The 23,789-nt window shown below is 73.5% G+C and carries 22 protein-coding genes and 2 tRNA genes; 14 read left to right on the top strand and 10 right to left on the bottom strand.

Features of this window, described 5'->3' with window-relative positions; all coding sequences use genetic code 11:
• Nucleotides 1–16: 16 nt before the first annotated feature.
• Nucleotides 17–772: an AIM24 family protein gene (locus WA788_RS14945; protein ID WP_335977349.1), complete on the top strand. Its 756-nt coding sequence runs from the start codon at nucleotides 17–19 to the stop codon at nucleotides 770–772.
• A gap of 94 nt (nucleotides 773–866) precedes the next feature.
• Here the strand turns inward: WA788_RS14945 and WA788_RS14940 are convergent, their stop codons facing one another.
• Entirely contained in the window at nucleotides 867–1,397 is a 531-nt protein-coding gene (locus WA788_RS14940; protein WP_335977346.1) for an NUDIX hydrolase, read from the bottom strand.
• Nucleotides 1,394–2,911, bottom strand: coding sequence for a zinc-dependent metalloprotease (locus WA788_RS14935; protein WP_335977345.1), 1,518 nt, complete (start codon nucleotides 2,909–2,911; stop codon nucleotides 1,394–1,396). The genes WA788_RS14940 and WA788_RS14935 overlap by 4 nt, the downstream gene beginning before the upstream one ends.
• 198 nt (nucleotides 2,912–3,109) lie before the next feature.
• Between WA788_RS14935 and WA788_RS14930 the strand changes: the two genes are divergently transcribed.
• From WA788_RS14930 to WA788_RS14915, 4 genes are all read left to right on the top strand, one after another.
• Nucleotides 3,110–4,213, top strand: coding sequence for an SDR family oxidoreductase (locus tag WA788_RS14930; RefSeq protein WP_335977342.1), 1,104 nt, complete (start codon nucleotides 3,110–3,112; stop codon nucleotides 4,211–4,213).
• A 6-nt stretch (nucleotides 4,214–4,219) separates the two neighbouring features.
• Nucleotides 4,220–4,723, top strand: a complete 504-nt coding sequence (locus WA788_RS14925; protein ID WP_435172955.1) for a molybdenum cofactor biosynthesis protein MoaE — start codon at nucleotides 4,220–4,222, stop codon at nucleotides 4,721–4,723.
• 172 nt (nucleotides 4,724–4,895) lie between these two features.
• Complete coding sequence (locus tag WA788_RS14920) at nucleotides 4,896–5,156, top strand: hypothetical protein (protein ID WP_335977336.1); 261 nt, start codon at nucleotides 4,896–4,898, stop codon at nucleotides 5,154–5,156.
• 9 nt (nucleotides 5,157–5,165) lie between these two features.
• Entirely contained in the window at nucleotides 5,166–6,239 is a 1,074-nt protein-coding gene (locus tag WA788_RS14915) for a YlbL family protein (protein WP_335977334.1), read from the top strand.
• Between the two features lie 60 nt (nucleotides 6,240–6,299).
• Here the strand turns inward: WA788_RS14915 and WA788_RS14910 are convergent, their stop codons facing one another.
• Nucleotides 6,300–6,860 (bottom strand): PPA1309 family protein, encoded by a 561-nt coding sequence (locus WA788_RS14910; RefSeq protein WP_335977331.1) that lies wholly within the window; start codon nucleotides 6,858–6,860, stop codon nucleotides 6,300–6,302.
• A 66-nt stretch (nucleotides 6,861–6,926) separates the two neighbouring features.
• Here WA788_RS14910 and WA788_RS14905 point away from each other — a divergent pair, with 66 nt between their 5' ends.
• The 5 genes from WA788_RS14905 to WA788_RS14885 all read left to right on the top strand — a co-directional run bounded on the left by WA788_RS14905 (nucleotide 6,927) and on the right by WA788_RS14885 (nucleotide 14,091).
• A complete protein-coding gene (locus WA788_RS14905; protein ID WP_443034033.1) occupies nucleotides 6,927–10,004 on the top strand; it encodes a UPF0182 family membrane protein in 3,078 nt (1,025 codons plus the stop codon).
• Nucleotides 10,005–10,046: 42 nt separating this feature from the next.
• Nucleotides 10,047–10,123, top strand: a tRNA-Met gene (locus WA788_RS14900).
• 254 nt (nucleotides 10,124–10,377) lie between these two features.
• Nucleotides 10,378–12,249 carry a tetratricopeptide repeat protein gene (locus WA788_RS14895; protein ID WP_443034032.1) on the top strand — a complete coding sequence of 624 codons (1,872 nt, stop codon included), beginning with the start codon at nucleotides 10,378–10,380 and terminating at the stop codon, nucleotides 12,247–12,249.
• Between the two features lie 269 nt (nucleotides 12,250–12,518).
• Nucleotides 12,519–12,595 (top strand) — tRNA-Met (locus tag WA788_RS14890).
• Nucleotides 12,596–12,855: 260 nt separating this feature from the next.
• Nucleotides 12,856–14,091 (top strand): HEAT repeat domain-containing protein, encoded by a 1,236-nt coding sequence (locus tag WA788_RS14885; protein ID WP_335977328.1) that lies wholly within the window; start codon nucleotides 12,856–12,858, stop codon nucleotides 14,089–14,091.
• On the opposite strand, the gene WA788_RS14880 is transcribed toward WA788_RS14885, so the two are convergent.
• Nucleotides 14,057–14,467: a Fur family transcriptional regulator gene (locus WA788_RS14880; RefSeq protein ID WP_335977326.1), complete on the bottom strand. Its 411-nt coding sequence runs from the start codon at nucleotides 14,465–14,467 to the stop codon at nucleotides 14,057–14,059. The two genes, WA788_RS14885 and WA788_RS14880, sit on opposite strands and share 35 nt — an antisense overlap.
• A 154-nt stretch (nucleotides 14,468–14,621) precedes the next feature.
• On the opposite strand from WA788_RS14880, the gene WA788_RS14875 reads away from it, so the two are divergent.
• Nucleotides 14,622–16,082 carry a catalase gene (locus WA788_RS14875; RefSeq protein ID WP_335977324.1) on the top strand — a complete coding sequence of 487 codons (1,461 nt, stop codon included), beginning with the start codon at nucleotides 14,622–14,624 and terminating at the stop codon, nucleotides 16,080–16,082.
• A gap of 106 nt (nucleotides 16,083–16,188) precedes the next feature.
• Here WA788_RS14875 and WA788_RS14870 read toward each other — a convergent pair whose 3' ends face one another.
• A complete protein-coding gene (locus WA788_RS14870; protein ID WP_335977321.1) occupies nucleotides 16,189–16,581 on the bottom strand; it encodes a CBS domain-containing protein in 393 nt (130 codons plus the stop codon).
• 123 nt (nucleotides 16,582–16,704) lie between these two features.
• Nucleotides 16,705–17,502, bottom strand: coding sequence for a histidinol-phosphatase (gene hisN, locus WA788_RS14865; RefSeq protein WP_335977318.1), 798 nt, complete (start codon nucleotides 17,500–17,502; stop codon nucleotides 16,705–16,707).
• Nucleotides 17,503–17,670: 168 nt separating this feature from the next.
• Here hisN and WA788_RS14860 point away from each other — a divergent pair, with 168 nt between their 5' ends.
• Entirely contained in the window at nucleotides 17,671–18,234 is a 564-nt protein-coding gene (locus WA788_RS14860; RefSeq protein WP_335977317.1) for a TetR/AcrR family transcriptional regulator, read from the top strand.
• A 45-nt stretch (nucleotides 18,235–18,279) separates the two neighbouring features.
• On the opposite strand, the gene WA788_RS14855 is transcribed toward WA788_RS14860, so the two are convergent.
• The 4 genes from WA788_RS14855 to WA788_RS14840 form a co-directional block, all read right to left on the bottom strand.
• On the bottom strand, nucleotides 18,280–18,603 hold the full coding sequence (locus WA788_RS14855; RefSeq protein WP_202236051.1) for a DMT family transporter: 324 nt from the start codon (nucleotides 18,601–18,603) through the stop codon (nucleotides 18,280–18,282).
• Nucleotides 18,604–18,753: 150 nt separating this feature from the next.
• A complete protein-coding gene (gene rsgA, locus WA788_RS14850; RefSeq protein ID WP_335977311.1) occupies nucleotides 18,754–19,755 on the bottom strand; it encodes a ribosome small subunit-dependent GTPase A in 1,002 nt (333 codons plus the stop codon).
• Between the two features lie 5 nt (nucleotides 19,756–19,760).
• The gene (gene aroA, locus WA788_RS14845) at nucleotides 19,761–21,119 is read right to left on the bottom strand and encodes a 3-phosphoshikimate 1-carboxyvinyltransferase (protein WP_335977308.1); all 1,359 of its coding nucleotides are present in this window, start codon (nucleotides 21,117–21,119) and stop codon (nucleotides 19,761–19,763) included.
• Nucleotides 21,120–21,297: 178 nt separating this feature from the next.
• Nucleotides 21,298–22,011 carry a M50 family metallopeptidase gene (locus WA788_RS14840; RefSeq protein WP_335977305.1) on the bottom strand — a complete coding sequence of 238 codons (714 nt, stop codon included), beginning with the start codon at nucleotides 22,009–22,011 and terminating at the stop codon, nucleotides 21,298–21,300.
• 96 nt (nucleotides 22,012–22,107) lie between these two features.
• Here WA788_RS14840 and WA788_RS14835 point away from each other — a divergent pair, with 96 nt between their 5' ends.
• Both WA788_RS14835 and WA788_RS14830 read left to right on the top strand, forming a co-directional pair.
• Nucleotides 22,108–22,923, top strand: coding sequence for an SOS response-associated peptidase (locus WA788_RS14835; protein ID WP_335977302.1), 816 nt, complete (start codon nucleotides 22,108–22,110; stop codon nucleotides 22,921–22,923).
• Between the two features lie 105 nt (nucleotides 22,924–23,028).
• Nucleotides 23,029–23,688, top strand: a complete 660-nt coding sequence (locus WA788_RS14830) for an alpha/beta hydrolase family protein (protein WP_335977299.1) — start codon at nucleotides 23,029–23,031, stop codon at nucleotides 23,686–23,688.
• Nucleotides 23,689–23,789: the final 101 nt, after the last annotated feature.

Here is a 23,789-nt window from a genome sequence, read left to right as displayed (position 1 = left end):
GGGGAGCGAACACATCATGCAGAGCCCGCTTTTCGCCTTCACCGAGGTCCAGAACCAGGACCACTACAGCCTCCAGAACTCCTACCTGCTGCGGGTCCGGCTCGACGGCAACACCGGCCCGGACTGCCTGGCGCGCAAGGGCGCGATGGTCGCCTACCAGGGCATGGTCGAGTTCGACGGGGAGTACCAGCCGCACCACCAGCGCCGCGCCGCGCGGGCGACCGGCGAGGGACTGGACCTGATGCGCTGCTCCGGCCAGGGCACCGTGTACCTCGCGAACCTCGCCCAGCAGATCCACATCCTGGATGTCGACCACGACGGGATCACCGTCGACAGCGCCTACGTCCTGGCCCTGGACTCCGGGCTGCACTGGGACGTCGTCGCGGTCGACAGCCAGTACGGCATGGCCGGCACCGGGCAGTACAACGTCGCGATCGCCGGGCAGGGCAAGGTGGCCCTGATGACTTCGGGCAAGCCGCTGATGCTCCCGGTCACCCCGGAGACGTACGTGTCCTGCGACGCGGACGCGGTCGTCGCCTGGTCGACGTCGCTGCGGGTCCAGATGCAGGCGCAGACGAGCAGTTCGTCGGTCTTCCGGCGGCGCGGCAACACCGGCGAGGGCTGGGAGCTGAACTTCGTCGGCCAGGGCTACGTCCTGGTCCAGCCCAGCGAGATGATGCCGCCGCAGAACGTCGAACTGCACGGGCTGCGCGGCCAGTACGGCATCGGGGCCCAGGGCGGCAACCAGGGCAACGCGTGGGGCGGCCGCTGACGGCTTCGGCCGCGCGAAAGCCGTCGCAGCAACAGGTAAGGGGCGCCGTCCCAAGACGGCGCCCCTTACCTTTCGGCTTGTTCCGGCGGCTGCCCTACAGCAGCGCCAAGGTGCGCGCCATCAGGGTGCGGACGGAGCGGTCCGGCAGCTCCGCGACCTCGTCGAAGCTGAACCAGCGCAGCGCCAGCGACTCGTCGCTGACCGCCTCGGTGGCACCCGGGGGCGCCACTGCCGCGTACTGCACGTCGAAGTGCCAGGCGCACGGCACCAGGTGGCGGTCGAGGTTCACCGGGCCGGGCACCAGGAGGTCGAGCCCCTGGATGCCGGACTCCTCGGTGCCCTCGCGCAGGGCGGCGCCCGACAGCGAGAGGTCCTCCGGCTCGCAGTGCCCGCCGGTCTGGAGCCATGTCCTCAGCTTGGCGTGCAGGGTCAGCAGGACATGCTGCCGCTCGGCGTCCAGGATGAGCACGCTGCCGGTGATGTGCCCGTCCTTGCACGGCTTGCCCATGCCGTCCGGGTGGGCGGCCAGGTGCGCGAGGTACGCGTGGCGCAGCTCATCCTGGCCGGCGTCGGGGGCGTGCCAGTTCTCCAGGACGCCCACCGCGTCCTTGTGCAGGGTGCTCACTTGCCGCTGTCGCCGTCCTCGTCGCCGGAGCCCTCGGCGGGCTTGCCGCCGCCCGCGGAACCGCCGTCCTGGCCCGGTGCGGGCTTCTCCGGCTGCTCGGGGGCCTGGTCCGCGGATTCGCCCGCGGGGCCGGTGGCGCCCTTGTCCAGGCTCGTGGGGGCCCCGCCGGCGGCCTCGCCGAGCAGCTTGTCCAGCTCGGAGAAGTCCAGCGAGTCGCGGTGCACGAAGCCGTCGGGGTCGTCCAGGTCGGCCGCCGTCGGCAGCATGTCCGGGTGCGCCCACAGCCCGTCGCGGCCCTCGGCGCCGCGGGCGTCGGCGAGCGAGGCCCACAGCCGGGCGGCGTCGCGCAGCCGGCGCGGCCGCAGTTCGAGGCCGATCAGGGTGGCGAAGGTCTGCTCGGCCGGGCCGCCGCTCGCCCGGCGGCGGCGCAGGGTCTCCCGCAGCGCGCCCGCGGACGGCAGGTGCGGCGCGGCAGCCTCGTGCACGACCGCGTCCACCCAGCCCTCGACGAGCGCGAGCGCCGTCTCCAGCCGGGCCAGCGCCGCCTTCTGCGCCGGGGTGTCCTCGGGCTGGAACATGCCCTGCTGCAGTGCTTCCTGAAGCTGCTCGGGCTGCGTCGGGTCGAGCTGTCCGACCGCCTCCTCCAGGCGGGCGGTGTCGACCTTGATGCCGCGCGCGTATCCCTCGACGGCACCGAACAGGTGGGCGCGCAGCCACGGCACGTGGGCGAACAGCCGCTGGTGGGCGGCTTCGCGCAGCGCCAGGTAGAGCCGCACCTCCTCCTGGGGGATGCCCAGCCCGTCGCCGAACGCGGCCACGTTGGCCGGCAGCAGCGCGGCCTTCCCGGACGGGCCGAGCGGCAGCCCGACGTCGGTGGAGCCGACCACCTCGCCGGCCAGGGTGCCGAGCGCCTGCCCGATCTGGGAGCCGAACATCGCGCCGCCCATGGACCGCATCATGCCGAGCAGCGGCCCGGTCATGGCCTGCATCTCCTCGGGCAGCACGTCGCCCATGGCGCCGGCCACCCGCTCGGCGACCGGGTCGACCAGGTCCTTCCACACCGGCAGGGTCGCCTCGACCCACTCGGCGCGGCTCCAGGCCACCGCGGTGCCCGCGCCGGAGGGAAGGGACGTCACGCCGTCGAGCCACAGGTCGGCCAGGCGGATCGCCTCCTGGACCCAGTCGCGGTCGGCGCGGCCGACGGTCGCGTCCTTCACACCGTCCGGGGTGCCCTGGGCGACGGTCTGGCGGGCGATGTCCTTGGCCATGTCCCAGTTCACGGGGCCGCCGTCATAGGAGAGCATCTGGCCGAGCTGCTGGAAGGCCGCGCCCAGGTCACCAGGGTTCATGGAGCCGAACATCGCCGCGAACGGGTTGTCGCCGCCGCCCGCGCCGAAAGGACCGGCGCCGCCGAAGCCGAAGGGGTTCGGCTGGCCGCCCTTGGGCTGCTTGCCCTCGTCCCCGTCCTCGGGCTCCTCGGGAGGGACGCCGAATCCGAATGGGATGTCACTCACGGGATTCCTCGGATCTGTGTCGTGATGGGCTGTGTCGGGGGCCGGTTCGTGGTCGGGCCTGCCCCCCGGCCGTCGCCGGTGCGGCGGAGCAGGAACTCTCGCACACCGGGCCCGGTGTGGTGGGCTCTACCTCCAGCGTAGACACCTGTCCGGCAGGATGGCGCTGTACGTATCTGAGACAACCGTGGGAGACACCCGGTGAGTTCCCCAGAAGCACACGTTCGCCCAGAGCGGAGTCCCGGTCGGGCCGGGTCCGGGCCGGTGGTCGCGATCACTGGCGCGGCTTCCGGGGTGGGGCGCGCGCTGGCCCTGCGGCTCGCCGAGTCCGACCAGGTCAGGAAGGTCGTCGCGATCGACGAGCGGCGCGGCGAGGTGCCCGGGGCGACCTGGCGGGTGCTGGACGTACGCGACCCGGCGATCGCCGAGAAGCTGCGCGGCGCGTCGGTCGTGGTGCACCTGGCGCTCGACCTCGACCTGGAGTCCGACCCGAAGGCCCGCTCGGCGTTCAACGTGCGCGGCACCCAGACCGTGCTCACCGCGGCCGCCGCGGCCGGGGTGCACCGCGTCGTGCTGTGCACCTCGGCGATGGTCTACGGCGCCCAGGCCGACAACGACGTGCCGCTCGCCGAGGACGCGCCGCTGCGCGCCACCTCCGAGGCGAGCTTCGTGGACGACCTGCTGGAGATCGAGCGGCTGGGCCGGCGCGCCCCGCGCGCCCACCCGGGCCTCAATGTGACGATCCTGCGCCCGGCGGTCCTGGTGGGCGACACCGACACCGCGCTGACCCGCTACTTCGAGTCGCCCCGGCTGCTGGTGGTGGCCGGCAGCCGCCCGTGCTGGCAGTTCTGCCACGTCGAGGACCTGGTGTCGGCGCTGGAGTTCGCGGTGCTGGAGAAGGTCGACGGCGAGATGGCGGTCGGCTGCGACGGCTGGCTGGAGCAGGAGGAGATCGAGCAGCTGTCCGGCATCCGCCGCATGGAACTGCCGGCCGCGGTCGCCTTCGGCGCGGCGTCCCGGCTGCACCGCCTGGGCCTGACCCCCTCGCCCGCCGGGGACCTCGCCTACACCATGCACCCCTGGGTGGTCAGCGGGCGCAAGCTGTACGAGGCGGGGTGGCGGCCCCAGTGGTCCAACGAGGAGGTGCTCGCCGAACTGCTCGCCGAGGTCGAGGGACGCAACTCCGTCGCAGGGCGCCGCCTGGGCCGCAAGGACGCCACCACCCTCGGCGCCGCGGGCGCGACCGTCGCCCTGATCGGCGCGGCGGCCGTGGTGCGCAGCGCACGCCGCCGCCGCGGACTGTGAGGCAGGATGAAAGGCATGGCACCCGTGTTCGGTACGCCCGGCGAGTCGGCCGGTCCGTCGCAGTCCGCGCCCCTGGGCGGAGTCCTGCCCGCCGTACGGCTCCTCGCGATCCGCGACACGCCTCTGTCGGTCGACGAGGTCCTCGCCGCGGTCGGTGACGACGCCGCGGGCGGCACCGCACTGTTCGTGGGCACCGTCCGCGACCACGACGGCCGCCCCGACGCCCAGGTGACGGGCCTGTCGTACTCCGCGCACCCCACCGCCGAGGCGGAGCTGCGCCGGGTCGCGGAGAAGGTCGCCGCGGACTTCCCCGTACGGGCGCTCGCGGCCGTGCACCGGGTCGGCGACCTGCGGGTCGGGGACATCGCGGTGGTCGTCGCCGTCGCCTGCGCGCACCGCGGCGAGGCGTTCGCCGCCAGCCGCCGCCTCATCGACGACCTCAAGCGCGAGGTGCCGATCTGGAAGCAGCAGACGTTCTCCGACGGCGAGCAGACCTGGGTCGGCGCGTAGCGCCCCGCGGCACCAGGGGCCCCTGTCGGCCGGGACCACCGGGCACCGCCCGTTAGTGGTACTTCCGGTTGCGTAACCCCGCGCCCCGGCCGAACGTTGACCTACCGCGTGGTTAATCTGCTCATAGGTCTGATTAACCTCGTTTGGGCCATACGGGATCGGGGAGTTCGCAGTGGCAGCACTCACTTGGTTGCTCATTCCGGTGGCCGCGGCGGTCGCCGCCGCCATCTGGGCCCGCTGGGCCGTCCGCCGGCGCCGCACCGGGGACGGTGCCTCGCTCGCCGGATACGAGCGGTTCCGGCAGGCCATGCAGGCCACCGCGGCGGTGCCGAGCGCGGCCGCCGGCGCCCCTGTGCGCGCGGCCGACAGGGACGTCGTCGTGGACGGAGAAGGGGACTCACCCCGCGGGCCGGTTGTCGGACCGGTCCCGTAGGGTCGGGGCATGTCACGCCGCACCGCGACGCTCCTCGCCTCGACCCTGACGCTGATAGCGCTGCTGTGCGTGGCGCTCGTGACCCCGACGCCGTACGCGGAGATGTCACCCGGGCCGACGGTGAACACCCTGGGCAGCTACGGCGGCGACAAGGTCATCGACATCTCCGGCCACAAGACGTATCCCACCACCGGCAACCTGAACATGACGACGGTGCGCGTCACCGGTGCCGACTACCGGATGAACCTCGTGGAGGCGGTGCTCGGCTGGGCCCGGCACGACGACAAGGTCGTCGAGCACGACACCATCTACCCCCAGGGCCAGACCGCCGAGCAGGCCGACCAGGAGAACGCGGAGGAGTTCAGCCAGTCCCAGGACAGCGCCAAGGTCGCCGCCCTGGCGGAGCTGAAGATCCCCGTGCAGTCCCGGGTGATCGTCTCCAGCGTGGTCAAGGGCGGCGCGGCCGAGGGCCTGCTGCACGCCGGCGACGTGATCAAGGCGGTGGACGGCCACCAGGTCAGCGCGGCCGACCAGGTGGCGACCTTCGTGACCAAGCACTCCCCGGGTGAGAAGACCGTGTTCACCGTGGTCCGGGCCGCCGACGTCAAGAAGAAGTCGCCGCCGGTCCAGCAGGTGACGATCACCACCCGCACCTCCGACGACACCGGCACCAAGCGCGCGGTCGTCGGCATCACGGCGGGCGTGGAGCACCTGTTCCCGTTCACCATCGACATCCGGCTCGCGGACGTCGGCGGCCCCAGCGCGGGCATGATGTTCGCGCTCGGCATCATCGACAAGCTCACCCCGGAGGACCTCACCGGCGGTGCGTTCGTGGCCGGCACCGGCACCATCGACGACAACGGGAACGTCGGCCCGATCGGCGGCATCAGCCTCAAGACGATCGGTGCCCGCGACAAGGGCGCGAAGTACTTCCTCACCCCGGCCGACAACTGCGAGGAGGCCGCCGAGGACATCCCCAGCGGCCTCACCCTGGTCAAGGTGAAGACCCTGGACGACGCCATGGCGGCGCTCAAGGACATCCGCAGCGGCGCCACCTCGAAGCTGCCGAGCTGCAAGAGCTGACCGGCAGGGCGCCGGCCTCCAGGGCGCCGGCCGCCGGTGCGGTGGCGCCCTCCCCGGGCCCTACTCCTCGAACGTGGCGCTGAGCGCGTCCGCCAGCCCCGGCACCAGGTCCTTGCCGGTCAGCACCTCCGTCGCGGAGTCCTTCTCGCGCAGCCGCACCGCCGACTCGCGGCTGCCGTCTCGCAGCACCCCCACCGTCATCCGCACCTCCTGGCGCTCGGGGTGCGCCGCCACCCAGGCGGTCAGCGCCTTGCCGTCGAGGCCGGCGGGGATCGCCGCCTCCGCCGACGGCGGCAGCATCAGCCGCTCCACGGTGAGCGCGCAGCCCGCGATCACATCCGGCCAGGCGATGGTGGCCAGGAACTCGTCGAGCGCCTGGCCGGCGGGCAGCTCGTCCTGCTCGATGGGGGTCAGGCCGGCGTCCGCGGAGTCGGCGTCGGCCAGCCCGAGCTGGTCGGCGAGCGCGGGCTCGCGGCTGCGCAGCTGTGCGGTGTCGACGAGGGCGAACAGCCGCGCGGGCCGGTCCCAGCCGAGGCCCGCCGCATAGGTGTCGATCTCCAGGACGGCGCGGGTCAGGGGGTTCGCCGCGAGCGGCGCACCTTCGGTCGCAGTGTTGGACATGTCAGTATCCTCCCCCTTCTCCGGCCGGAATCGGGAACCGGCCAATGCGTCGAGAAGTTGCACCCTATGGGGGTCCGACCCGGGGCGCCCGAGACCAGCGACCAGTTCGAGGTGCGCACCGTGGTATTCGACATGCCGGAACGCGACGCGGGCGGAGGGGCGTTCGCACCTCGCTTCCCCGTCGGCCGCCCGTCGCGCAGAGCCCGTGCGCTGCTGGTCACCGCGGGCGTGCTGGCGGCGCTGATGGTCGCGTTCGTGATGTTCGCCGGCTTCTGGACGGACCTGCTGTGGTACAGGTCGGTGCACTACGCGTCGGTGTTCCGCACCCTGGCCGGCACCCGGGCCGCGCTCTTCTGCACCTTCGGGCTGCTGATGGCGCTGGCGGTCGGCGTGAACATGTTCCTGGCGTACCGGCTGCGCCCGCTGCCGGGCGCGATGTCGGCCGAGCAGCAGAACCTCGACCGGTACCGCACCGGGATCGCGCCGTACCGGACCTGGGTGCTGCTCTCCGTCAGCACGGTGGCCGGGCTGCTCGCCGGCGGATCGGCCGCCGCCCACTGGCGGCTGTGGCTGCTGTACGCCAACTCCACGCCGTTCCACACCAAGGACCCGCAGTTCCACAAGGACGTCTCGTTCTACACCTTCGACTTGCCCTGGTACCGCTTCCTGCTGGCCTTCGGCTTCGCCGCCCTGGTGCTGTCCCTGGTGGCAGCCACGCTGGTGCACTACCTGTACGGCGGCCTGCGGATCACCTCCCCGGGCGCGCGGGCCGGCGCCGCCGCCACAGCCCACCTGTCGGTGCTGCTGGGCCTGTTCGTCGCGCTCAAGGCGGTCGCCTACTGGCTGGACCGCTACTCGCTGGCGGTGAAGTCCAGCGGGATCAGGGCCACCGACGACTGGACCGGCCTGCGCTACGTCGACGCCAACGCCTACCTGCCGGCGAAGACGATCATGTTCGGCATCGCGCTGATCTGCGCGCTGCTCTTCTTCACCACGCCCTGGCGCCGCACCTGGACGCTGCCGACCGTCGGCTTCGGCCTGATGCTGCTCTCCGCGATCCTGATCGGCGGCCTGTACCCGGCGATCGTGCAGAAGTTCCAGGTCCAGCCCGACGAGGCGGCCAAGGAAGCGCCGTACATCCAGCACAACATCGACGCCACCCGCGCCGCCTACGGCATCGACGGCACCGTGGAGTCCGACTACAAGGGCACCAGCAAGGCGTCCGACGCCAAGCTGCGCACCGACGCCGGAACCGCCGCCTCCATAAGGGTGCTGGACCCCGACGTCGTCTCCCCGGCCTTCCAGCAGACCCAGCAGTCCGGCAGCTACTACTCCTTCCCCGCCACCCTGGACGTCGACCGGTACACGGTGGACGGCAGGGAGCAGGACACCGTGGTCGGCGTCCGGGAGCTCAACGTGAAGGGCATCCCGGAGAAGAACTGGATCAACGACCACTTCAAGTACACCCACGGCTACGGCGTCGTGACGGCCGAAGGCACCACCGTGACCGGCAACGGCACCGCCGCGGACACCGCGGCCGCCGCGGGCTCCGGTACGGCCGGCGGTGTCGACCTCACCGGGCAGCCGGTCTACACCGAGCAGGGCCTGCCCACCGCCGGGGACCTCGGCTCCTACACCCAGCAGATCTACTTCGGCGAGCAGACCACGCAGTACTCGATCGTCGGCGGCCCCACCAAGGAGCTGGACTACGCCGGCAAGAAGCACGAGGTGACCACCACCTACCGCGGCAAGGGCGGGGTCAGCCTCGACAACCCGGTCACCAGGGCGGCGTACGCGGTGACCTTCGGCGAGCCGAAGATCCTCTACTCGGGGGCCATCGGGCACGGTTCGCAGATCCTGTACGACCGCACCCCCAAGCAGCGCGTCGAGGCGGTCGCGCCCTGGCTGACGATCGACGGCGACCCGTACCCGGCGGTGGTCGGCAAGCACGTGGTGTGGATAGTCGACGCCTACACCACCACCGACGAGTACCCGTACTCCTCGCGTACGACGCTCGGCGCCGGCGGCGGCCAGGGGTCGGGGCAGCACCAGGTCAACTACGTCCGCAACTCGGTGAAGGCCACCGTGGACGCCTACACGGGCAAGGTGACGCTCTACCAGTGGGACACCCAGGACCCGGTGCTCAAGACCTGGATGAAGGCGTTCCCGCACACAGTGCGGTCCAAGAGCACGATCCCGGCGGGACTCATGGCACACCTGCGCTACCCCGAGGACCTGTTCACGGTGCAGCGGCAACTGCTCACCCAGTACCACGTCACTAAGGCCGCGCAGTTCTCCACCGGCAGCCAGGTCTGGCAGGTGTCGGGCAACTCCGCGTCGAAGTCGGGCAAGGCGGCGCCGCCGTCCTACCTGAGCCTGGAGATGCCCGGCCAGAGCACGCCGCGCTTCTCGCTCACCTCCACCTTCACCCCCAAGAAACGCGGCACCCTGGCGGCGTTCGTCGCGGTGGACTCCGACGCGACCAGCCCCGACTACGGGACGATACGACTGCTGGAGACGCCGACGAACGACCCCGTGGAAGGGCCGCGACTGGTGCAGAGCAAGTTCGACTCCGGCTACGCCCAGCAGATCTCCCGGCTGCGCGGCAAGGACTCCACCGTCGAGTACGGCAACCTGCTCACCCTGCCGCTGGACGGCGGGCTGCTGTACGTCGAGCCGGTCTACCTGCGCGGGGCGGACATCGACTACCCGCTGCTGAAGAAGGTGTTCGTCAGCTTCAACGGGCGCACCGCCTTCGACGACACCCTCGACGAGGCGCTGGACGCGGTGTTCGGCACCAGCGATGCGACGCCGGCGCCAACACCTACGACGCCGACGACATCTACGACGCCGACGACGCAGCCGGCCTCTTCGGCGCAGGCCGCCGCGAAGGGCTCCGGCGGCTCCTCCGCGGCTCCCTCGGGCGCGTCGGCGGACCCCGGGGTGGAGGCGGCGCTGACGAAGGCCCAGAAGGCGTACGACGACGCGCAGGCGGCCCTGCGCAAGGACGACTGGACGGCGTACGGCACGGCCCAGCGGCGGCTGGGCAGGGCGCTCCAGGAGGCGCGGCGGGCGGAGGAGGCGGCCGGAGCGGCGGCCGTCAACCTCGCCAAGTCCCCGGCCACGCCTTCGAAGGCGGGCTGATCAGGTGACGTCCCGCGCCGTGGTACGGTTGATCCACAACGACGCGGGGTGGAGCAGCTCGGTAGCTCGCTGGGCTCATAACCCAGAGGTCGCAGGTTCAAATCCTGTCCCCGCTACCAAGGCGGCCTGGGGTCTCAACGGACCTCAGGCCGTTTTTTCATGCCCGCAGGCCGGTTGCCGAGGGCCGCGTCTAGCGGATGGCAACCAGGCGTGCGGTCAAGGAAGTTCGGGTCACTTCACTCATTTGTGTGACCTCGGGTTTACGGTGTTTGGTCTAGCGTCTTGTCGGGAAGTCGATAAAACGCCGAAGTGACCAAGCGGGGTGCGGTATACCAGGTGTACGCCGCTGACAGGTGGTGCAACGATGGGGCTTATGGGGGACGGTGCAGGTCTGCTGAACACTCGTCAGAACCGCGAGGAGCGGGAGCCGACGGGCCGTAAGGCCATGACCGTGGCCGGACTGCTGCCGGCGCCCCGCAGCGGCGAGTCCACGGGACAGGACGCGCCCGTACCCGACGACGCCTCGACCGCCGTGCCGCCCCTGCTCACCGAACTGCCCGACGAGGACACCCTCGCGATGCGCGAGGAGGCCGAGATCGAGGCCCGGCACCGGTCCGCCGCCGACGCCGGCGACGCCCGGGCGATGAGCGCGCTGGGCACCCTGCTGCTGCGCCGCGGCGACCTCGACGGGGCGGAGCCCTACCTGCGGGGCGCCGTCCGGGACGGCGACCGCGCCGCCGCCAACAACCTCGCCCTGCTGCTGCACCAGCGCGGGCACGCCGACGAGGCCGCCGGATGGTGGCGGATCGCCGCCGTCGCCGGCTCCGCGCCCGCCGCCCACGCCCTCGGCCGCCACCTGCGCGAGCGCGGCGACGAGCCCGGCGCCGACTACTGGCTGCGCCAGGCCGCCGAGGCCGGCCACGCGCTGGGCGCGTACGCCCTCGCCGACCTGCTCGACCACCAGCGGGACATCGCCGCCGAGCGCTGGTTCCGCGTCGCCGCCGAACAGGGCCACCGCGAGGCCGCCTACCGGCTGGCGCGGATCTGCTCGGTCCGCGGCCAGGAGCGCGAGGCCGAGCAGTGGTACCGGCAGGCCGCCGCCAAGCGGCACCGCCGGGCCGCGCTCCGGCTCGGCACGCTCCTGGAGGAGCGGGGCGAACTCAAGGAGGCCGAGCACTGGTACCTGACGGCCGCGCGCGACGGTGAGGCGCGCGCCGCCTGCGCGCTGGGCTTCCTGCTGCGCGACGCCGGGGACCTCGACCAGGCCGCCACCTGGTGGCGGCGCGCGGCCCAGGCCGGGGAGGGCAACGCGGCGAACGCGCTGGGCGCCCTGCACGCCCAGGAGGGCGAGACGCAGACCGCCGAGCGCTGGTACCGCACCGCCATGGAGGCCGGCGACGTCAACGGCGCGTACAACCTCGGACTGCTCTGCGCCGGCAACGGCCGGGACACGCAGGCCGAGCAGTGGTACCGCAAGGCCGCGTACGCCGGGCACCGCGAGGCGGCCAACGCGGTCGCCGTGCTGCTCCTCCAGCGCGGGGACGCGGCCGGCGCCGAGCCGTGGTTCTCCAAGGCGGCCGAGGCCGGCAGTATCGACGCGGCCTTCAACCTCGGCATCCTGCACGCCTCCCGGGGCGAGGACGCCACCGCGCGGCGCTGGTACGAGCGCGCCGCCGCGGCCGGCCACGCCGAGGCCGCGCTCCAGGTCGCGATCGCCCTCCAGCGCGAGGGCGACCAGCACGCCGCGGAGCGCCACCTGCGCTGCGCGGCCGGCGGCGGCAGCGCCGAGGCGGCCTTCCGGCTCGGCGCGCTGCTCGACGGCCGCGAGGAGGGTGCCGCGGAGTCCGCCGGGGAGGCGGAGGAGTGGCACAAGCGGGCGGCGCGCCAGGGGCACCGCCGTGCCCAGGTGCGGCTCGGGATGGGGGCGGCCAAGCGGGGTGACGTGGTCGAGGCCGCGCACTGGTACCGGCTCGCCGCCGAGGCCGGCTCGCGCAACGGGGCGTTCAACCTCGGGTTGCTGCTGGCGAGGGAGGGGAGCGAGCCCGAGGCCGCGCTGTGGTGGGCCCGTGCGGCCGAGGCGGGGCACGGGCGGGCGGCGCTGCGGATGGCGCTGCTCTCGGCGCGGCGCGGGGATCTGCCCGCCGCGCAGTCCTGGTGTGCCCGGGCGATCGACTGCGGGCCGCCCGAAGTGGCGGAGCGCGCCGCGCGGTTGACGGCGGCGGTCTCCCACGAACTCACCGCGTGAGGAGCCTGAGCGGTCCGCCCGGGCTGCCCGCAGCCGCCTGCTCCCGGACCACCTGCCGGCGGGCGGGCTGGTCACGCCGTTCTCTCCCGGAGCTTCGCCGGGGAGGGGCCCACGCGCCCCTGGGCAAGGGACGGGTCTTCCGCGGCTGGTGGGTGGGCGCTTCGCGATTCCCTGCCTCGGCGCTTCGCCTGACGACCCCGTCCGTTGGCGGGCCGGGGGGAATGGATTTGGTGGGGTGAGTGGGGCGGGGTATGGTGAAGGCACAACGACGCGGGGTGGAGCAGCTCGGTAGCTCGCTGGGCTCATAACCCAGAGGTCGCAGGTTCAAATCCTGTCCCCGCTACCACGTAGGACGTAAGCCCGAAAGCAACTGCTTTCGGGCTTACGTGTTGTTCGGGCAAAGTCCGGGTGAAGCTGCTTGGTCGGGGGACGGGTGGGGCGGGACGATGGGGGCGGAGAGTCGCGCAAGGCCGGGAGGCGGGGTTGCTGCGCAGACGGCGTCGGGTAGCGGGGGTGGGCGTTTCCGCGGAGTGGGCGGCGGAGGCGGCGCGGTGGGGTGCGTGGTGCGAGGGGGTACGGGAGGGGCGGCGGGATGAGGATGCGCGGGTGTTGTGGGGGCGGTTGAGGGAGGCGGCGGCGCGGGGGCCGGCGCAGAGCCGGGCCGCGGCGGTGGAGGCGTTGGGGCGGGCGCCGGCGGAGTTGCTGACGCGGCTGGACCGGGTCGCGCGGGTGGCGGGGCCGGGGCCGACCGGTTTTCTGCCGGCCGATCTGCTGGGCGGGCTGGTGGGGGCGTTGGACGCGGACGGGCGGGTGCGGCAGGCGGCGGTGGAGGCGTTGGCCGCGTTCGGGGGCCCGCTGCCGGCCGCGGCGCTGGCGGTGCGGGCGGCGGACTGGGTGCCGGAGGTCGCCGCGGGGGCGCGGGTCGCGCTGCGCTCGCGGACGGCGCCGGACGAGGCGCCCGCGGTCGTCGGGGTGCTGCTGCGGGTCGCGGGGCGGCGGCGGGCGCGCGGGCTGCTCGCGGAGTACCGGGCGGTGCTGGCCGAGCCGGCGCAGCGCCGGGCGGTACGGGCGCTGGCGGCGCACCCCGACCCGCGGGTGCGCCGCTTCGGGGTGGAACTGGCGCTGGACCTGGGGGAGTACGTCCGCGGCGACCTGCTGCGTACGGCGCTGCACGACGCGGACCAGGCGTGCCGGCGGATGTGTGCGCAGCGGCTGCTGGAGCTGGACCCGGAGCAGGCCGGGCGGCTGTTATGGGCGAGCGGCGCGGGGGTACGCGAGTTGGCGGTCTCGGCGCTGCCCGCGGACGTGCCGGCCACGCGGCTGGTGGCGCCGTTGGCGGACCGGGCCAGGATGGTGCGGGCGCAGGCGCGGTGGAAGCTCTACCAGCGCGGTGAGCCGCCCGCGGAGGTCTACCGCAAGCAGTTGCGCAAGGCGGTGAAGTCCGCGGACGCCGGGCCGGGGCTGCTGGCGGGGCTCACCGCGGGGTTGGGGGAGTGCGGGGACGCCGCGGACGTGGAGTTGCTGGCCAGGGTGCTGCGGGACCCGCGGGCGGGGGTGCGCCGGGCCGCGGCGCGGGCGGTGGGGCGGCTGGCCAGGCCCGGCGAACTGGTGCCGCTGCTCGGGCCGTTGGCCAATGATCCGGACCCCGGGGTGGCCCGGGAGGTGTTCGAGGCGCTGCTGCGGGTGCCGCACGAGGTGCCGCCGGAGACGCTGTGGATCGGGCGGACCAGGACCGAGCCGGCGGTGCGCAGGCTGGCGGAGCTGATCGGGGTGCGGCGCGACGCCGCGGAGATCCGGACGACGGACCCTACGCGCAGTCGGGGCAGAGCCCGCGGTAGGTGACCTCGGCGGAGGAGACGGTGAAGCCGAAGCGCTCCTGCTCGGGGAGGGCGGTGAGCGGGTCGCCGGTGGGGTGCACGTCGCGGACGGTGCCGCAGTTGGCGCAGACCAGGTGCTGGTGCGGGCGGTGGGCGTTCGGGTCGTACCGCTTGGCGCGGCCGTCGGTGGCGACCTCGATGACCTCGCCGATGCTCACCATCTCGCCGAGGGTGTTGTAGACGGTCGCCCGGGAGATCTCGGGGAGCCGGGAGATGGCGCGCGCGTGCACCTCGTCGGCCGTGAGGTGCACGTGGTCACCGTCGAGCACCTCGGCGACGACTCTCCGCTGCGCGGTCATGCGCCAGCCGCGCTCGCGCAGTCGTTCCAACAGGTCGCTCATGCGTGCCAGCTTAACAGTCGGGGTCCAGAGGGCGGATCTCATCCATGAATGACTCAGGTCTTGACTTAGACAATGTCTATCGTAGGATCGAGTCCGGCACCGATGGTGAGGACGGCGGTGGCCGAGGGACGAAGCGAGATCAGGGAGGCATCAGGTGACTGCTCAGGAGACGGGTCCGCTGACCACGGAGTCGGGTGCGCCCGTCGCGGACAACCAGAACAGCGAGACGGCCGGCCCCGGCGGTCCGGTCCTGGTGCAGAGCCAGCACCTGCTGGAGAAGCTCGCCCACTTCAACCGCGAGCGCATCCCGGAGCGGGTGGTGCACGCGCGCGGCGCCGGGGCGTACGGCACCTTCACGCTGACCCGGGACGTGTCGCAGTGGACCCGGGCGGCGTTCCTGTCGCAGGTCGGCAAGGAGACGGAGGTGTTCCTGCGGTTCTCCACCGTGGCGGGCAACCTCGGCTCGGCGGACGCGGTGCGCGACCCGCGCGGCTTCGCGGTGAAGTTCTACACCGAGGAGGGCAACTACGACCTCGTCGGCAACAACACCCCGGTGTTCTTCATCAAGGACGCCCTGAAGTTCCCCGACTTCATCCACACCCAGAAGCGCGACCCGTACACCGGCTCCCAGGAGGCGGACAACGTCTGGGACTTCTGGGGGCTGAGCCCGGAGTCCACCCACCAGGTGACCTGGCTGTTCAGCGACCGCGGCATCCCCGCCTCCTACCGCCACCTCAACGGCTACGGCTCGCACACCTACCAGTGGAGCAACGAGGCGGGCGAGGTCTTCTGGGTGAAGTACCACTTCAAGACCGACCAGGGCATCAGGAACCTCGCCCCCGACGAGGCCGCGCGGCTGGCCGGGAGCGACCCGGACTCGCACCAGCGCGACCTGCGGGAGGCCATCGAGCGCGGCGCGTACCCGAGTTGGACCGTGCAGGTCCAGGTGATGCCGGCCGCCGACGCGGCGACGTACCGCTTCAACCCGTTCGACCTCACCAAGGTGTGGCCGCACGCGGACTACCCGCCGGTCGAGATCGGCCGCCTGGAGCTGAACCGCAACCCGGAAAACGTCTTCGCCGAGGTCGAGCAGTCGGTCTTCAGCCCCGCGCACTTCGTGCCCGGCATCGGCCCGTCCCCGGACAAGATGCTCCAGGGCCGGCTGTTCGCCTACGGTGACGCGCACCGCTACCGCGTCGGCATCAACGCCGACCACCTCCCGGTCAACCGCCCGCACGCCACGACGACGCGTACCTACGGCCGGGACGGCCACCTGTACGACGGCCGCCACAAGGGCGCGAGGAACTACGAGCCGAACAGCTTCGGCGGCCCCGCCGAGACCGGCCGCCCGCTGTGGGAGTCCACCGCGCTCACCGGCGCCACGCAGTACGCCGCCGCGCCCGCGCACGCCGAGGACGACGACTTCGTGCAGGCCGGGGACTTCTACCGGATGCTCGACGAGGACGCCAGGGCGCGCTTGATCGACAACCTCGCCGGCGCGCTCGCGCAGGTCTCGCGTGCAGACATCGTCGCGCGCGCGATCGGCAACTTCCGCGCTGCGGACCCCGACTACGGCAAGCGGCTGGAGGCCGCGGTCCAGGCCCTCCGCGGCTGAAACCGGCGCTTGACCGTACACCGGAGGGGGACCGGACGCCATGGGGCTCCGGTCCCCCTCCGGTCATGTCCGCGCGTCATGTCCGCGCGTCGGGCCGGAGCGGGGATCAGGCCGGGACGGCGCTGCGGGCGGGCGCCCACAGGCGGATGATGTCGCGGACGGACACCACGCCCACCGGATCGCGGCCGTCCAGCACGATCAGGTGCCGGAAGTTGCCGCGGACCATGGCGGAGGCGGCCTCCTCCAGCGTCCACGCCGGTGCGGCGAAGACGACGTCGGTGGTGGTGTGGTCGTGCGCGTGCTCGTGGTCGGGGTCGAGCCCGGCGCCGACCGCGTCGAGGACGTCGCGCTCGGTGAGGATGCCGAGCCCGCAGGTGTCGGGATCGAGGACGATGGCCGCGCCGATCCGGCGGGCGGACATCAGTCGGGCGGCTTGGCGGAGGGTGTGGGCGGGGCCGATGGTGAGTACCACCGTGCTCATTGCGTCGCTGACCAGCATGGGGGGGACCTCCAGGGGGTGGAACCGTCCGCGCGGGCCGTGGGGGCCTTCCGTGAACGGTTTCACAAGTTCACAAGCGAGGGTGATGTCATGGTTACACACCGTGCCCTCGCCGTGCAAGGGTCAGATCCGCCCCAAGTACCCCAGCAACTCCTCGTGCAGCAGCCCGTTGGACGCCGCCGCGTTGCCGCCGAACGGCCCCGACTCGCCTTCCAGCGAGGTGAACCGGCCGCCCGCCTCCCGCACGATCACGTCGTTCGCCGCCATGTCCCAGACGCTCAGCTCCGGTTCCGCACAGATGTCCACCGAGCCCTCGGCGACCATCATGTACGGCCAGAAGTCGCCGTACCCGCGGGTCCGCCAGCAGTTGCGGGTCAGGTGCAGGAAGCCCTCCAGCCGGCCCGCCTCCTCCCAGCCGGACAGCGAGGAGTACGCGAAGGACGCGTCCGCCAGCCGCCCGACCCCCGAGACGTGCAGCCGGGTCGCCGAGGACAGGCTGCGCCCGGTGTAGGCGCCGCCGCCCTTCGCCGCCCACCAGCGCCGGCCGAGCGCGGGCGCGGACACCACGCCGACCACCACCTCGTCGCCGCCCTCGCCGCGCACCGCGAGGGAGATCAGCGTCGCCCACACCGGCACGCCGCGCACGTAGTTCTTGGTGCCGTCGATCGGATCGACGATCCACCGGCGGGCGCCGCCGCCCTCGCTGCCGTACTCCTCGCCGAGCACCGCGTCCCGCGGCCTGGCCCGGGCGAGCTGGCCGCGGATCAGCTCCTCCGCGGCCTTGTCCGCCTCGGTCACCGGCGTCAGGTCGGGCTTCGTCTCCACCTTCAGGTCGATCGCCTTGAACCGCTCCATCGTCGCGGCGTCGGCGGCGTCGGCGAGCACATGGGCCAGCCGCAGGTCGTCGTTGTAATCGGGCATGGCCCGAACCTATCGATTCGGCCAGGTCCGGGGCCATCACGTCCACGGCCCCGCCACACGACCGCCACCGGCGCCGCCCGCCGCGCGGCCTTGACAGGGTGCCCGCCCGCACCGATCCTTCTCGGCACGCCCGCCGCCCACGACGCCTGCGGTACTGGGGAGGCAACGATGCCTACCGTGCGCGAAGCACTCCTCGAAGCGGCGTCCACCGCGCTCACCGAACGGGCGTGGAACGAGGTCCGGATGGTCGAGGTGGCCGCGGCCGCGGGTGTGTCCCGGCAGACCCTCTACAACGAGTTCGGCGGCAAGGACGGGCTGGGCCGCGCGCTGGTGCGGCGCGAGGCCGAGCACTACCTCGCCGGGCTCGACGAGGTGCTGGCCCGGGCCGCGCGCGCCGGCGGCGACGCCGGCGACCGGATGGCGGCCGCGGCCGGCTGGACGCTGGGCCGCGCCCGGCGCAGCCCCCTGGTGCGGGCCGCGCTCGCCGGGGACCAGGGCCCGCGCTCCCGGCTGCCGCCGCTGCCCGACCTCGCCGACGCGCTGCGGGCCCGGGTCACCGCGGGCCTTGCCGCCGCGGCGCCCCGGGTGCCCGCCGCGGAGCTCGCGTGGGCCGGCGACACGGCGGTCCGCCTGACCGTCTCGTACGTCGTCGCGCCCGCGCGCAGCGACGAGGAGGCGTGTGCGCGGATCGCGCGGATGGTGCGCAGCCTGCTGGTACGGCACCGGCACTGACGGCACGTCAGGACGATCCGGGCGCGCGGTCCCAGGCGCGCGGGCTCAGTGCGAGGAGCCGGAGATCTGAAGGCCGATCACGCCGAGGATCACCAGCGAGATCGACACCAGCTTGAGCGCGGAGACCAGGTCGCCGAGGAACGCCATGCCGTAGATGGCGGTGCCGGCCGCGCCGATGCCGGTCCACACCGCGTACGCCGGGCCGACGTCGAGGCGCTTCAGGGAGAGGGTCAGCAGGCCGAACGAGCCGAGCGCGAACAGGCAGAAGGCCACCGTCGGCCACAGTCTGGTGAAGCCGTGCGACAGCTTCAGGCACACCGCGAACCCCGTCTCGAAGAGCCCCGCGACCACCACGAGAAGCCAGGGCATCGGGTGCCTCCGTATCCGTATCCGTCGTTCCGCGTACCGCGTTGGGCTGTGCGTCGCACGCGTGTGTTCGGAGCCGATCATCACACAGACGGTGCGGGGAACCGATGGGGGTACCGTCAGTGCCTGCGTGCCGCGGTGAGCTTCACGCCGTCAGTCGCCTTCGTGGCGCTCGCGGGTGGCCAGCAGGCGGCGCAGCGAGTCCAGCCGGGCGGGTTCGGCGTGGCCGGCCGCCACCCAGGCGTCCAGCGCGCAGTCCGGCTCGTCGTGCGAGCAGGCGCGCGGGCACTCCTCGGTGCCGGGCACCAGGTCGGGGAACGCCTGGATCACCCGCGACGGGTCGATGTGCGCCAGGCCGAACGACCGCACCCCCGGGGTGTCGATCACCCACCCGTTCTCGCCGGGCAGCGGCAGCGCGAGCGCCGAGGTGGTGGTGTGGCGGCCGCGGCCGGTGACGGCGTTGACCACACCGGTGGTCCGCTGCCGCTCGACCAGCGCGTTCACCAGCGTGGTCTTGCCCACCCCGCTGTGCCCGACCAGCGCGGTGACGTGCCCGGCCAGCCGCTGCCGGACCTGCTCCACCCCGCCGGTCAGGAAGTCGTCCCGGTTGGTGACGACGTACGGCAGGTCGAGCGCGCCATAGGTCTCCAGCAGCGGCTCGGGCGGCGCCAGGTCGGACTTGGTGAGCACCAGCAGCGGGGTCAGGCCCGCGTCATAGGCGGCGACCAGGCAGCGGTCGATCATCCGCGGGCGCGGCTCGGGGTCGGCGAGCGCGGTGACGATGGCCAACTGGTCGGCGTTGGCGACCACCACCCGCTCGTAGGGGTCGGTGTCGTCGGCGGTGCGGCGCAGTACCGAGGTGCGCTTCTCCACCCGCACGATGCGCGCCAGGGTGTCCTTGGCGCCCGACAGGTCGCCGACCACGGCCACCCGGTCGCCGACCACCGCCGACTTGCGGCCCAGCTCGCGCGCCTTCATCGCGGTGACCTCGCGGTCCTCGACCAGGACGGTGAGCCGGCCGCGGTCCACGGTGAGCACCATGCCCTCGGCGGCGTCCTCGTGCTTGGGGCGGATCGAGGTGCGCGGGCGGGTGCCCCGGCTGTTCGGGCGGACCCGGACGTCGTCCTCGTCGGGGTTCTTGCCGTAGCGGCGCATGGAGGTCAGCTCCGTCCCTGCCCGGCGCCGGGACCCGCGGGCCCGGTGCCCGGGCGGGCCAGCATGCCCGTCCACAGGTCGGCGAAGTCCGGCAGCGTCTTCGCGGTCGTCGCGATGTCCTCCACCTCGACGCCGGGCACGGCCAGCCCGATCACCGCGGCTGCCGTGGCGAGCCGGTGGTCGTCGTAGGTGTGGAAGACCCCGCCGTGCAGCGCGCGGGGGCGGATCACCAGGCCGTCGTCGGTCTCGTGGACGTCGCCGCCCAAGGCGTTCAGCTCGGCGGCCAGCGCGGCCAGCCGGTCGGTCTCGTGCAGCCGCAGGTGGGCGATGCCGGTCAGCCGGGACTCGCCGTCGGCGAGCGCGGCGACCGCGGCGATCACCGGGGTCAGCTCGCCCACGTCGCCCAGGTCGGCGACGAGCGGACGCAGCCGGCCGCTGCCGGCGAAGGTCAGGCCGTGGTCGGTCAGCTCGCAGGAGCCGCCCATCCGGGTGAAGATGTCGCGCAGCGCGTCGCCGGGCTGCGCGGTGACGCGCGGCCAGCCCGGCACGGTGACGCGGCCGCCGGTGACCAGGGCGGCGGCCAGGAACGGCGCCGCGTTCGACAGGTCCGGCTCCACCGTCAGGTCCCGGCCCAGCAGCGCGCCCGCCGCGACCCGCCAGACACCGGCGGTGCCGCCGTCCTCGGGGGCGTCCACCTTGGCGCCGGCCTTGCGCAGCATGTCGACGGTCATCCGGATGTGCGGCACCGACGGCAGTGACTCGCCGGTGTGCCGCAGCTCCAGGCCCTTGTTGAAGCGCGGCCCGGACAGCAGCAGGGAGCTGACGAACTGCGACGAGGACGACGCGTCGATGTCCACCGCGCCGCCGGACAGCGACCCGGCGCCGTGCACGGTCATCGGCAGCGCGCCGCGGCCCTCGTCGTCGATCCGGGCGCCGAGCGCGCGCAGGGCGTCGATCACGCCGTGCAGCGGGCGCTCGTAGGACCGGGCGTCGCCCTGGAAGCGGACCGGGCCGTCGGCGAGCGAGGCCACCGGCGGCAGGAAGCGCATCACGGTGCCCGCGTTGCCGACGTCCACGGTGGCCGGGCCGTACAGCCCGGCGGGGATGATCCGCCAGGCCTCGCCGCCGTCGGGGTTGACCGTTTCGTCGATCTGCACGCCCATCGCGCGCAGCGCGTCCGCCATGAGCACGGTGTCGCGGCTGCGCAGCGGGCGGCGCAGCCATCCGGGCTCCGCGGACAGCGCGGCGAGCACCAGGGCGCGGTTGGTCACCGACTTCGAACCCGGCACGTGGACGGTGGCGTCCACGGCGGCGGGCGCGGTCGGGGCCGGCCACAGATCGGTCTGCGGGGTGCTGTCGGTCATGGGCAGCAAGCCTAGTGGCTCAGGTCAGGGGAGATGAGCCGACGAATACGGCGAAACCCGCCGGAAACAGGGTGCCGCTACCCTCTGCCGCCCGTCCGCCCGCAACGGACCCCCGAAGGCCCCGCGCCCCCGTGCCGCCCGCCGGCTTTCCCGGCCGCCCGCCGTTCAGGGCGCCGCCTCACCGCACCAGCAGCCACCGGCCGCCGGCGAACAGCGAGCACAGCGCGACGACGTAGAACAGCAGCAGCCACAGGGCCGCCGGGGTGTGCGTGAGCCGGGCGAGCTGGTCGGCGTCCGAGGCACCGCTGCGGTCCCGGCGGCGGGAGCCCTGCAGCTCCGCGACCGGCCGGACCCCGCCCAGCAGCAGGAACCACACCACCAGGTACGCGAACACGGCCTGCACCTGCGCGTTCGTCAGCCACGACACCAGCAGGAACAGCGCGCCGGTGACGACCACGGTCAGTACCCCGTACGCGTTGCGGATCATGACGAGCATCACCAGGAGCAACGCGGTCGCGCCCCACAGCAGTGCGGTGATGTGCCCGGCGGTCAGCAGCCCGGCTCCGGCCAGGCCCAGCAGCGGGGGAGCGGTGTAGCCGGCGGCGGCGGTGAAGACCATGCCGGGGCCGTGCGGGCGGCCCTTGGAGACGGTCAGGCCCGAGGTGTCGGAGTGCAGCTGTATGCCCTGGAGGCGGCGGCCGGTCAGCAGGGCGACCAGGCCGTGGCCGCCCTCGTGCGCGATCGTCACGGCGTTGCGGGTGAGGTGCCAGGCACCGCGCACCACCACGGCGGCCAGTGCGACCAGGGCCGTGGCCCCCACCAGCCAGTGCGAGGGGGCGGACTGCGTGCCGGTCAGCCGGTCCCACATCTCGGTGATGCTCGCGACGTTCATGCGGTGCTCATTCCTCTCGGGTCTCCCGCGGCCCGGGACGGGCCCTGCCGTGCCCGGGGTGTCGGCCGGGCCCGTGGTCGTGGCAGTGTGGCAGCCATGTGCGGTCGATATGCGGCGAGCCGGAAACCCGAGGAACTCGTCGACCTCTTCGAGGTCCACCGGTGGGACCCGGAGGAGACCCTCGCGCCCGACTGGAACGTCGCTCCGACCAAGGACGTCTCCGTCATACTCGACCGTCCTGTGCGTGACTCCGGTTCCCGGGAGCCGGTCCGGCAGCTGCGGACGCTGCGCTGGGGCCTGGTGCCGTCCTGGGCGAAGAGCCCCGACGTGGGGGTGCGGATGATCAACGCCCGCGCCGAGACAGCCGCCGAGAAGCCGTCCTTCCGCCGCGCGCTGACCGCCCGCCGCTGCCTGATCCCCGCCGACGGGTACTACGAGTGGGTGACCGGCGTCGAGGAGCGGCAACTGGAGGAGGAGGGCCGCAAGAAGCGCTCCCGCAAGCAGCCCTACTTCGTCACCCCCGCCGACGGCTCGGTCTTCGCGATGGCCGGGCTCTACGAGTTCTGGCGCGACGCCACCCTCCCCGACGGCCACCCGCGCGCCTGGTGGGCCACCTGCACGGTGCTCACCACCGAGGCGGAGACCACCGACCTGGCCGGATACGACGGGACCGGCCCCTGCTCGCTCGCCGCCATCCACCCGCGGATGCCGCTGATGATGACCCCCGACCGCTGGGACGCCTGGCTGGACCCGCGAAGCAGCGACCCCGAGGTGCTCCAGGGCCTGCTGACCGCCCCGCCCGCGGGACTGCTGCGGGCCCACCCGGTCGGCACCGCGGTCAGCAACGTGCGGAACAACGGGCCGGAACTCCTCGCGGAGCTGGCGGCGCCGGAGGAGGAGACGCTCTTCTGACGCGCGCTTCCGATCCGGCGCGCGCTTCCGATCCGGCGCACGCTTCCGACGCACGGCCTGCGGGCCGCGCCGCCCGGGCCGGGGCGCTCTGGCAGGCTTGGCGGGATGCACACCCCTGATGTCGAGAGCGTCGAGACCCCGGCGGGCCCGGCCCGGATCACCTGGCACCGGCCCGCGGGCCGGGCGCGCTGCGTACTGGCCCTCGGGCACGGCGCGGGCGGCGGCATCACCGCCCGCGACCTGGCCGCGCTGGCCGAGGCGCTGCCAGGCCGCGAGGTGGGCGTCGCGCTGGTCGAGCAGCCCTGGCGGGTCGCCGGGAAGAAGATCGCCCCGGCGCCGAAAACCCTGGACACCGGCTGGCGGGCGGTGTGGCCGCGGCTGGCCGCGCCCGGGCTGCCGGTGGTGGCCGGCGGGCGCAGCGCGGGCGCCCGGGTCGCCTGCCGCACCGCGCCTGAGCTGGGCGCGGCCGCCGTGCTCGCGCTGGCCTACCCGCTGCACCCGCCCGGCAGGCCGGAGAAGTCCCGCTACGACGAACTGGCGGGCGCGGCCGACGTGGTGCCGCTGCTCGGCGTGCAGGGCGGCGCCGACCCCTTCGGGCGGCCCGAGGAGTTCCCGGCGGAGCGGCGCCCGATCGAGGTGCCGCACGCCGACCACGCCTTCGCGGTGCCCAAGCGGGCGCCGGTCACCCAGGAAGCGGCGCTCGCCCGGATCACCGGGGCCGTCGCGGAATGGCTGGCGGGGCTGGGGTTCGCCGCCCCGGAGTGAGGGGCCTGCAACCGGCGCGGTAGGCCGAACGGGTGCGCTTCTCGTCCGCGGGAATGACGACAGCGCGCGCGCTGTTGTGCGTGTCGACAGGGCCGCGCCGG

It is taken from the genome of Streptomyces sp. CA2R106 (assembly GCF_037034245.1).
GTDB lineage: Bacteria > Actinomycetota > Actinomycetes > Streptomycetales > Streptomycetaceae > Actinacidiphila.
This window is presented reverse-complemented; position numbering and strand designations above follow the sequence as displayed.

Bases quoted from the DNA above. Each gene is read 5' to 3' on its own strand.
- WA788_RS14945 (WP_335977349.1), top strand. From the start codon at position 17: ATGCAGAGCCCGCTTTTCGCCTTCACCGAGGTCCAGAACCAGGACCAC.
- aroA (WP_335977308.1), bottom strand. From the start codon at position 21,119: ATGACCGACAGCACCCCGCAGACCGATCTGTGGCCGGCCCCGACCGCG.
- WA788_RS14870 (WP_335977321.1), bottom strand. From the start codon at position 16,581: ATGCTGGTCAGCGACGCAATGAGCACGGTGGTACTCACCATCGGCCCC.
- WA788_RS14895 (WP_443034032.1), top strand. From the start codon at position 10,378: ATGGGGGACGGTGCAGGTCTGCTGAACACTCGTCAGAACCGCGAGGAG.
- WA788_RS14830 (WP_335977299.1), top strand. From the start codon at position 23,029: ATGCACACCCCTGATGTCGAGAGCGTCGAGACCCCGGCGGGCCCGGCC.
- WA788_RS14905 (WP_443034033.1), top strand. From the start codon at position 6,927: ATGGGGGTCCGACCCGGGGCGCCCGAGACCAGCGACCAGTTCGAGGTG.
- WA788_RS14925 (WP_435172955.1), top strand. From the start codon at position 4,220: ATGAAAGGCATGGCACCCGTGTTCGGTACGCCCGGCGAGTCGGCCGGT.
- WA788_RS14910 (WP_335977331.1), bottom strand. From the start codon at position 6,860: ATGTCCAACACTGCGACCGAAGGTGCGCCGCTCGCGGCGAACCCCCTG.
- WA788_RS14855 (WP_202236051.1), bottom strand. From the start codon at position 18,603: ATGCCCTGGCTTCTCGTGGTGGTCGCGGGGCTCTTCGAGACGGGGTTC.
- rsgA (WP_335977311.1), bottom strand. From the start codon at position 19,755: ATGCGCCGCTACGGCAAGAACCCCGACGAGGACGACGTCCGGGTCCGC.
- WA788_RS14840 (WP_335977305.1), bottom strand. From the start codon at position 22,011: ATGAACGTCGCGAGCATCACCGAGATGTGGGACCGGCTGACCGGCACG.
- WA788_RS14880 (WP_335977326.1), bottom strand. From the start codon at position 14,467: ATGAGCGACCTGTTGGAACGACTGCGCGAGCGCGGCTGGCGCATGACC.
- hisN (WP_335977318.1), bottom strand. From the start codon at position 17,502: ATGCCCGATTACAACGACGACCTGCGGCTGGCCCATGTGCTCGCCGAC.
- WA788_RS14860 (WP_335977317.1), top strand. From the start codon at position 17,671: ATGCCTACCGTGCGCGAAGCACTCCTCGAAGCGGCGTCCACCGCGCTC.
- WA788_RS14835 (WP_335977302.1), top strand. From the start codon at position 22,108: ATGTGCGGTCGATATGCGGCGAGCCGGAAACCCGAGGAACTCGTCGAC.
- WA788_RS14915 (WP_335977334.1), top strand. From the start codon at position 5,166: ATGTCACGCCGCACCGCGACGCTCCTCGCCTCGACCCTGACGCTGATA.